5 protein-coding genes are annotated in these 6367 nt (G+C 51.9%); all 5 read right to left on the reverse strand.

Translation table 11 applies throughout. The features are described from left to right. Window positions 1-215 precede the first annotated feature (215 nt). Window positions 216-2018: an ATP-binding protein gene (locus ACVRRC_RS17520; protein ID WP_472997298.1), complete on the reverse strand. Its 1803-nt coding sequence runs from the start codon at window positions 2016-2018 to the stop codon at window positions 216-218. 2 nt (window positions 2019-2020) lie between these two features. Then, the gene (locus ACVRRC_RS17525) at window positions 2021-3175 is read right to left on the reverse strand and encodes a hypothetical protein (protein WP_472997299.1); all 1155 of its coding nucleotides are present in this window, start codon (window positions 3173-3175) and stop codon (window positions 2021-2023) included. A gap of 232 nt (window positions 3176-3407) precedes the next feature. Beyond that, window positions 3408-4247 carry a hypothetical protein gene (locus tag ACVRRC_RS17530; protein ID WP_472997300.1) on the reverse strand — a complete coding sequence of 280 codons (840 nt, stop codon included), beginning with the start codon at window positions 4245-4247 and terminating at the stop codon, window positions 3408-3410. A gap of 137 nt (window positions 4248-4384) precedes the next feature. Then, window positions 4385-5143, reverse strand: a complete 759-nt coding sequence (locus tag ACVRRC_RS17535; RefSeq protein ID WP_472997301.1) for a hypothetical protein — start codon at window positions 5141-5143, stop codon at window positions 4385-4387. A 106-nt stretch (window positions 5144-5249) separates the two neighbouring features. Further along, on the reverse strand, window positions 5250-6367 hold a 1118-nt coding region (locus ACVRRC_RS17540), incomplete at its 5' end, for a DUF4113 domain-containing protein (protein WP_472997302.1).

The raw sequence follows: 6367 nt of genomic DNA on the forward strand, positions 1-6367 counted from the left end.
CGCCACTGAACTGCGGTACTAAACGCTCAGAGGTTCAACCCCACCTTTCATACAGGTGAATCTGCCTAGTAAGCATAGGCAGTCAGTAACCGCTGGCAGCATGCGGACGATGCCCACGGGCACTATCGGCTAGCGACAGTCGCCCAACATCTATCCTTAGTTGAGCGTCAGCCTGTAACAGAAGATAGTGCAGCCCCTTGGTGCTGCGACTGACTCTATTCCTCGGCCCCGATTGCCTGAGCATCACTCCAAAGTCTCTCCAGATCAACGTCGTCGCTGGCCGGCTGCTTACCATCTAGTAGCCGATCCACTTGGATCACCATTGGCAGCTCAAACGCGGTACCAGTAACCACACAACAACCTTGGGATAGCCCCGGGATAAGGCTGCGAGACAAAGAATCCAACGTTGAGATCGTATTATCGATCAAGTATAGATCACGATCATTTACCAAGCGGTGAATGAAGAAATTGTGGAGCTGCGAGACGATTGTGGGCGAAATGTCAGCCGGACGCTGGCTGGCGATGGTAATGAACATGCCGAATTTTCGCCCTTCCTTGATGATTTCTTCGAACTGTTCAAGCCGATAATCCTTCCAGGTTTCGCTTTCTCTCGCAGATTGGTCGGACAGGATATTGTGCGCCTCGTCAACGATGAGATGGATCGTGCGGTCAGGAGGATTAGCAACTGTGGCCTTATGGCTGTTGTAGTAATGCTTGGCGAACAACAGTGGCAGTACCTTTTTGGTCTCGTTGTTGCAGCGACGCATCGAAATGACCGTAAGCAGGCGTTCATCCTGCGGCGAATCCGAAACCAACAGCACTTTACGTAGGGGGGAGAGTGAGGATTCGACGCGCTTCAGAAGTGGCTGGATATGCTCGAACTGAACATATCCAGCGTTCAAATCTGATAGAAGCTGCAGATTGACCCGTAGTACAAGCTGGTCAAAATCATCTAGACCATCGGCGTCCAGCGTATCTACGATTGGAGCGATATGCGCAGCATATCGCTCACCATCGGTGCCGATGAAATGCCCGTTGTAAATAAAGCGGCCGCCAGTCCGGTGCCAAGTTATGTCTGCCAGCATGTCCTGGACTTGCTGGTTATCCATGCGCCGCGCAACGGTCCTCATCAAATCCAGCGTCGCTGGCTTAACCTCACCGGCGCAGAACGATTTCTGGAACATTCGCTTCGCATACGTCGCAAGTGAACCTTGGATTCCTCCATGGCGCTCCCAACCTGAAATAACACGATTGAGGAAAGGCCTTTGCGTATTGGGCGTGGCCTGGAAGAGCAGCGACATAGTCTCGAGCTGCCAGAACTCATGCTTTGCGAGCGGAAATCGGGAAGCGGGATCGTTCAGGTCTGGAGCGGTCATCGTAGACAATTGGTAGACGACTTTGTGAGCCGCCGCCGCGAGCTGCTCGCCTCCGTACTCACCATTGAAATCCAAGATGATGAAGCGGCTCTTACCTCTAATGAGAGGAATCTTTTGATCGAAAAGAACACTGTATAGCTTTGCCAGAGTATTAGACTTACCGCTTCCGGTATTTCCGAAGATGCCGATATGGCTGTTAAAGAGCCGCTTCCACGGCAACCCAACCGTGATGTCCTCTTTCAGCATGGTTCCTACTCTGAAATCGCTATCCGCGTTGCGATCAAAAATGGACCTGATTTTCTTTTCAGGAAGCAGGTAAGCCGCGTCCTGAATCATCGGAAGATACTTGATGCCCTGAGTGAAGCCCGAACGGTCGAAGTATCCAATCGGCCTAGCTTCTACCTTTCGCACAAACGTGGGTCGGCCGTCATGCAGCTCAGTACGGCTTTCGTCCAGATACTCGCCCTCGACAATGCAGATAATGTCGCGGAAGCCGCGCTGGATGGATAGATATTCGCGGATTGAGACACCCTTGTATTTCTCTCCTTCATAGAACATTGTTTCCTTGCTCGACTGTTCGTCGATCTTCAAAAGCACTTTTGTTCCATGGACCGCTATTACCTCGCCAACGCGAATACTCATCTCTAAACCTCCGTGTTTGCGCCGGCTATGGGAGGGGCTGGTGCAATAGCCGTGACCTCAGGCCAAGCCAAAACCTTCTCATTGAATGCGGTGAAATCCATTACCCCATCTTGTAGCACCAAGCACTTGACGTTACGGTTTCCCTTAAACTTCTCCTCCATTTCGGCGTGCCCCGTCTGGCTGTAACAGCAAACGAATACCTGGAGACCGGGATTTGACAGGGAGCGCATAACGAGGTTGAGGATGTGCTCATCGGCAAACGAGAACCCGAAGGTGATGAGCACTGCGTTAGGCTTCTCAAGCTCATAACTGAGCAGCCGTAGCATCTGATAGTAATGTTCCTCGTAAACTGTCTCGTGAAACTTCCACTTGGTCGGATTCACGATAGGGATCCGCTTATACCTGGCCCAAAACGCATCCACTTCATCATCTGTAAAATCTGGCACCGGGACGTCGGCAAGCGTCGATGCAGGGTTGTTAAGCGCAGCCGAAAATGGCTGCAGCAATTCCATGGCGTCAGCGTCCAGCAGACCTTCTCGGCTAGATAGGTCGTAGCCGACCTGAATCGCTGCGTCCAACTTGCTCCAATAGACCGACCCATGCAAATGGATCAGATTGATTTGAGGAATGCTACTTTGATGTCGGCCAAAGACACCGGCCTGGCAAAGGTAAGACCCAAAATTTCGCGCCTGTAGAATGCGCCGCGTGAACCCTCGCGCACCATCATTCAGTACGAAGTCAGTGTGACCCTCATTGATAAGCGCGTCGGCCACTAGCGGGAAGCAACCGTCATAGTTCGTCGTGAACACATTGCAACGACGGTCCAGCGCTTTGCGGCGCTTTACCATTTCGAGCGCTGTCGTTAGAAACCTGCGGTAGTTCTTGATAACCGTTGCGCCTGCTTCTACAGCCATGGCCTTTTCGAGGCTGAGCTCCTCAGCCGGGCGGATACAACTGGCGTAGTAATGCATGAAGAGCGGGATTAGGCGTTCGTCGCCCTCGCGCTCAAATTTGGTGGCTAGATCTTCCAAGGTGTAGCGCGTGTTGCCCTCACCTGTCAGGACCTGCAGTTGAAGCGTCGGGAGCAAGCCGAACGATGCTCCTGACCCGAAGAGGAAGTTGATGTCTTGGTTGTAGATATCGCCGATAGAAATCACTGGCTATCGTCCTTGGCTGCGCAGTTTAACGAGTAAATGATGCAGATATACGATACATCTCACGGGGTGCAGATTGCCACCTTTCGTCGGCGGGGCTCCTCTTGGATCGACTTCGGCGTTTGCGACAGACCGAACGAGAGTCTTGTCAGTCTTTGATTATATAGAATCAATTGTTATCCGCCCGCTTATAGAGGATGCAAAGCAGCATAAGTTCTTATTCGACCCACCTCGCTTATTCGATACATCCGCATGAGGTGCAAACGCGATACTCTTTTAAATACAATCCCTGACCACAAACTTCACAATTAGAAAACGGACGATCAACCTCTGAAGGCTCAACCCGAAACGAGCTTATGTACAAATCAGACACACCCATATTACATATATCGTCGTAGCTATATTCGCTGCCACACTCGGCACAAACAAACACTGCATCCTCTGCCGCGCCTGATCGACTTGGCTGCACAAGTGATGACGAGCAGCTAATGCAATTAAACTCCAAAAATACTCTTTTGATAACATCATGGTAAAAAGTTAAAGAGCCTATCGCCAGAGAGTTTTTCTTATCCTCATAATCATATACCTCATAAGCATGCAGAAGAACCTGCCAGGCCTCGTCACCAAGCACCTCTCTGGCATCCAGATTTAAATTATGCGATAAGAATCGACTGATTATTATGAAGCAATCTGCCAGCAATTCCGATATTTCATCTTCGGATAGCCGGCTAAAAAAGTGCTCTATCTCGTTGCGATGCTTACTGATGCGATCAAATCTCGCCCAGTCGACATCAATCTCAAGAGACTTAAAACGGCTTTTTATTCCAGCAACATCAATAGTTTTATTCCCAACACCTCTCCAGATAATTACTCCCTGGGAATCTATCGCAGGCACGACATTTTGTTTGATCAAGGCCGCATTAGTCTCTTTCCCACTTAGCAAAAATAACTTATACTTGAATAACAGCAAAATTCCTGCGTAAATATTCCTTACACTAGACACTAATCGCTCGTCACATCGATAGTCATCTAAACCGATTTGAATCGAACGGACGGCATTATCTAGTAGACTCACTTACCAACTCTCCACTAAACGTATTAGACGAAGCTCGCGGGCTTTGCTAGCAGGCGTTTGTAATGAAATTGCTACGGACATGATCGCAGATTCTTATTGACTAAAACACCTCTAGCCAACTCATCCGACCCAACCTTCTAATCGCTAGCTCTCATTAACCCATAGATATAATTTCTAATAGCTCGATCACTAACTGGGCTACGCCCCATTGCCTGAACAAGGTCAAACACCCCCAAAACTGCTGGCAAAACTGGCGTGAATCCAAGGAGAGCAAAGTACGCAACAAACAAAAATCCCGCGATCAGTACCAGGCCGGGAAATATATCAAAATAAAACGCCTCCAGTATCGGATCGATATTGCTTACACCTGCGAGGAAAACAACCGACCCTAGCGCGGCTATGATTGCAAGCAGCGAAAGCAATCTACTAGCGTCAAACCACAATAATAACTTAGCTGCTTTGCCGTAGGTTATACTATTAAGCGACTCCAGCTCTCTATAGGCCGCATAATGCCCCTTGATGGTGATAGCAACTTCGATTAAATCCTTCGGACCGACCCTGTGCGCCATACAAAACCACGCTTTTCGCGCGTCTGCAATCGTTAATATGCCATTTGGGTCTATTGGCCTCACGCCGTTTTTTTCACAAAACCGCTCATAGTCCTTCTTTATTTTACTGAGCTTCCTTCGATCATCGTTATCCATCACGTGCTTTACGCCGAACCCGGCAATCAGCATATTAAGCATGCTGATCAATGTATAATCTTGGAGCTGCAGATAAAACCCAAGCAAAAGTGCTGCAACGCTTACAGCTACAATCCAGACCTCCCAGAATTTTAATTTTGGGGTCACTATTTCTTTATAATAAGATTTAATCAACAACTGGTATCTATTCATCCATCCCTAGCCTTATTCTACCGCCGATGGTCAAAGGGTCACCGCTCCCCCAGCCTGAATAATACCTATCTAGCCCGCCACATTGCCCCTTCCATACAGCGACCACTCACCGCACCACCATTAACTCATCCCACCTCGTCGTATACCGCTGGCTCATCAACTCCCGCTTCATGGCCCACTCTGCAGCCGCGGGGATACGGCCGAGGCGGACGGTTCCCCCGCCCTCGCGCGCGTTGATCTGATCAACCACGGCCATCAGCCGATCGGCGCCGCGGCGGGGTGCTTCGGCAAACAGATCACCAGTGAATTCGCCTCGCTGCCGTAGATCCATCAGCAGCACTTCCGCCTTGCTGTAGGCGTAGCCCTGCCGGTAGATGGCCTCAAGCCCGCGCACGGCTGCGGCAGCAAGCACGCGAGTATCGTCAGTCGGGTACGGCAGCGGGCAGCTGATGGCATTGGCGTACCGCGGCTGGTTGGGGTTGTGCATGCCGGTGCGGATGGCCACTTGCAGCGCGCCGGCCAGGCTCTGCTGCAAACGGAGCTTCTCGGCCGCCTTGGTGACGTAGGCAACAACCGCTTCACGGATTGGAGCGATGTCGCGCAGTCGGCTGCCGAACATCTTCGAGGAACAAATCATCTGCCGCGGCGGTACCGCCTCCTCGAGTTCGAGACAAGAGATCCCGCCCAGCTCGCGTGCGGTTTTCTCCAAGACCACGCTGAACTGCCGGCGCAGCGATGCCGCGTCGTACTGCGCCAGGTCCCAGGCCGTTTGAATGCCAAGCGGTCGCAGCCGGGCCGTCAGCCGCCGGCCAACCCCCCACACTTCGCCAACCTCTGTCATCCGCAACAGCCGATCGCGCCGCTCCGCATCGCGCAGGTCGATCACCCCGCCGGACTTGCGCCAGGTCTTGGCCGCCCAGTTGGCCAGCTTGGCTAGGGTCTTTGTCGGCCCTATTCCCACCCCCACCGGTATACCGGTCCAGCGCAGCACGCGCTCACGCGCCTCGTGCCCCAGCGGCACCAAGTCGCCCGTCATCCCCGTCAGGTCGGCGAACGCCTCGTCGATGCTGTACACCTCGATTCGCGGAAACATTCCCTCCAAGGTCGTCATCACCCGGGCGCTCATCTGCCCGTTTATGTGTAATAGAAAGTCAATAAGAACCGGGCCATGCTCGCCCTTGGAGCTTCTCATACCCAACCGGTATGGCTGTAGCTTCTGAGGAG

It is taken from the genome of Stutzerimonas sp. LR2 (genome assembly GCF_055755175.1).

Bases quoted from the DNA above. Each gene is read 5' to 3' on its own strand.
- ACVRRC_RS17520 (WP_472997298.1), bottom strand. From the start codon at position 2,018: ATGAGTATTCGCGTTGGCGAGGTAATAGCGGTCCATGGAACAAAAGTG.
- ACVRRC_RS17535 (WP_472997301.1), bottom strand. From the start codon at position 5,143: ATGAATAGATACCAGTTGTTGATTAAATCTTATTATAAAGAAATAGTG.